Origin of the sequence: Zhongshania sp., from assembly GCF_041584495.1 — a bacterium.
Taxonomy (GTDB): domain Bacteria; phylum Pseudomonadota; class Gammaproteobacteria; order Pseudomonadales; family Spongiibacteraceae; genus Spongiibacter.
The window spans coordinates 1-3,447 of record NZ_JBFHDY010000204.1 but is presented as its reverse complement, the minus strand read 5'-3'; the positions used below and the strand labels follow the sequence as shown (position 1 = coordinate 3,447).

The 3,447-nt window shown below is 52.0% G+C and carries 2 protein-coding genes; both read left to right on the top strand.

What is annotated here, in order from left to right:
* The coding region (locus ABYP33_RS18025) for an efflux RND transporter periplasmic adaptor subunit (protein WP_373092628.1) at window positions 1–905 on the top strand (905 nt) is incomplete at its 5' end.
* A 10-nt stretch (window positions 906–915) separates the two neighbouring features.
* Window positions 916–3,447, top strand: a 2,532-nt coding sequence (locus tag ABYP33_RS18020; RefSeq protein WP_373092626.1) for an efflux RND transporter permease subunit, incomplete at its 3' end; no start/stop codon positions are given.

The window sequence follows — 3,447 nt, the reverse complement described above, 5'->3', positions numbered from 1 at the left end:
GTGACATGGAAATCGTCGAGCCGCATTCTTTTCTCGTTACGCTTAACGCTTCTTATGGTGGTAAACGCTATCAGTGGCAATACGATAATTTTGAAGGACGAACGCAGATTAATCCCGACGTGGCTGATGCCATGGGTATCACCACTGGTGCTGCGCGCTCACAAGTGCTCGTAGAGCGGCTGCCGCTCTTCGGTCGACTAGTAGCCGATACTAATGCTTTAACGCAGCTAAGCGCCCGTTTCGACGGTGTGATTAAAACCATTCACGTTAGCTTAGGTCAGCAAGTGAAAGCGGGCACTCCGCTGATGAGCATCGAGAGTAACGAAAGCCTGAAACCCTATGTGTTGCGCGCCGATATTGCCGGTGAAGTTGCGGCGCTGCCGGTCAATATCGGCGAAGCGACTGCTGGCCGTACGCTGGTGAGTATTGTTGATCGCTCCCGCCAAGTGGTTTTACTCAAAGCCTACCCTGACGATCGGCGTCGAATTGCGCTAAACAACAGCGTGCAGTTGCTCAACGATGCGATGGAAGAAATTGGAGAAGGTGACGTGCAGTGGATTTCACCGCTGCTTAATGCGGATCAATCTGCAGATATACGCGTCAGTGTTGACGCCAGCAATCTTGCGCTGCCAGCGGGGAGCTTTGTTCGCGGCGATGTGGAAGTTGCTCGCTATGAAGTGCCGCTCGCGGTAAAGCGGAAAGCATTGCAAAGCTTTCGGGATTTTACCGTGGTCTACGCCAAAGTGGGCGATCAATATGAAGTTCGCATGCTAGAGCTTGGTCGTGAGGCTGGCGAATGGATTGAGGTCTTAGGTGGGCTAAAGCCGGGAACTGAATACGTGACCGACAACAGTTTCATCATCAAGGCCGATATCGAAAAATCCGGCGCTTCACACGACCACTAAAGGACGTCCCATGCTTGATGCAATTATACAGTTTTCCCTAGCGCGGCGTGGCGTGGTCATGGCCGCCATTATCGCGCTCTGTGGTTTGGGCGTATGGAATTTCAACCGACTACCAATTGACGCCGTTCCCGATATTACCAATGTTCAGGTAATGATTAACACCGAAGCGCCGGGTTACACGCCGTTGGAAGTTGAGCAACGCGTAACCTACGCCATCGAAACGGCAATGGCGGGCCTGCCAGAACTGCAGTACACCCGATCGATTTCCCGCTATGGTTTGTCGCAAGTCACGGTCATCTTTGGCGATGACACCGATATTTATTTTGCCCGCCAGCTGGTGAATGAAAGGCTCGGCAACGTGCGCGCGAAATTGCCGACGGGGCTGGAGCCGGAGCTTGGGCCGATTGCGACGGGGCTGGGTGAGATTTTCATGTTCACCGTGGATGCCGAGCCGGGTGCGACCGATGCCAATGGCAAACTAATAACGCCAACAGATTTGCGCTCAGCTCATGACTGGATTATTCGCCCTCAGTTATTGCGTGTGCCCGGTGTGGTTGAGGTTAACCCCATTGGCGGTTACAAGCGTGAAATCTTAATCGGCCTGCAGCCTGAAAAAATGCTCGCCTATGGCGTCACTCAGCAAGAACTTCTCGACGCGGTTGCCGACAATAATCAAAACCGTGGCGCTGGCTTTGTTGAGCAAAAAGGCGCGCAGTGGCTGCTGCGTATTCCGGGGCAAGCTGAAACGCTTGCTGATATCAGTAAAATAGTAATAAAAACCCTTAATGGTCAGCCATTGCATGTCGGTGATGTCGCGACCGTGGGCGAAGGCAAGGAGCTACGCACAGGTGCGGCCACCCAAAATGGTCGCGAAGTCGTTATGAGCACGGTATTTATGCTCGTTGGCGAAAACAGCCGTACCGTTGCCAAAGCGGTTGGTGAAAGGCTTGAGGAAATTAAGTCGAGCCTGCCAGCAGGTATTACCGCGACGGCGGTATACGATCGCACTGGCCTAGTGGATAAAACGCTGAAAACCGTAACGACCAATCTGCTCGAAGGCGCATTGTTGGTTATCGTTATTCTGTTCTTACTATTGGGTAATGTGCGCGCAGCCATACTGACGGCAGCGGTTATCCCAGTTGCGATGTTAATGACGATCACCGGCATGGTGCGTAGCGGCGTTAGTGCCAACTTGATGAGTTTGGGCGCATTGGATTTTGGCTTGTTGGTCGATGGCGCCATTATCATTGTAGAGAACTGTCTGCGTCGTTTGGGCCTTGCCAGTGACAAGCAGAGCTTGTCGCTGAATGAGCGCTTAGATGTAGTGTTTAGCGCCACTAAAGAGGTGATACGGCCTGCACTGTTTGGGGTGTTTATTATCACGGCGGTGTATTTGCCGATTTTCTCCTTAACGGGTGTTGAAGGAAAAATGTTCCACCCCATGGCCATGACGGTGGTCATTGCCCTGAGTGCAGCAATGCTGCTGTCCATCACCTTTGTTCCAGCGGCTATCGCCATGATGTTCAAGGGGCCAGTAGTCGAAAAAGAGAATCGCGCATTTGATGCAACAAAAAACCTTTACGGTCGACTGCTGCGCAAAGCAATCGCCATGCGTGGCGCGGTGGTTGCAGCTGCGCTGGTATTACTTGTTGTATGTGCCGGCTTTGCAAGTCGCTTGGGCAGTGAGTTTGTACCAAACCTTGATGAAGGCGATATTGCTATGCACGCGCTCAGGATTCCGGGCACCTCGCTTAGTCAGGCGGTAGCCTTACAAGAGACCTTGGAAGCCGCCATTAAGACCATGCCTGAAGTAGAGCGCGTATTTGCCAAGATCGGTACGGCTGATGTCGCGACCGATGCGGTTCCGCCAAGCGTAGCAGACAATTTTATTATCCTTAAGCCGCGTAATGAGTGGCCGGATCCCAGTAAGACTAAAAGCCAAATAGTGGAGGAGCTAGCGACCTTAGTTGAACCTGTACCAGGTAATCGTTATGAATTTCTTCAGCCGATACAGATGCGCTTTAACGAGCTGTTGTCAGGTGTACGTGCCGAACTAGCGATTAAAATCTTCGGTGATGATTTGTCTCAGCTCGAAGCCCTTGGCGGCAAAATCGAAGGTGCAATTGGCTCCGTTGACGGCATTGTCGATATCCAGATGGAGCAGACTACGGGCCTCTCCATGTTAACCCTTAAACCGAAATTGCTGGCCCTAGGCCAATACGGTGTTGAATTAAATACACTGCAAGATCAAGTTGCCACGGCAATGGGTGGTCAGGGCGCAGGATTTTTCTACGAGGGCGATCGCCGCGCCGAGATAGTTGTGCGATTACCTGAAGATCGCCGTAGTGATATTGATCAGCTGGGTTCACTTCCTATTCAAGTGTCTAATGGTGGCTATGTACCGCTGAAAGAATTGGTGGATATTGAACTGACAACGGGACTAAATCAGGTCAACAGGGAAAATGGTAAACGCCGTGTTGTAGTGACGGCGAACGTTCGTGGCCGCGACCTTGGCAGCTTCGTTAGCGACGTACAAGAAACC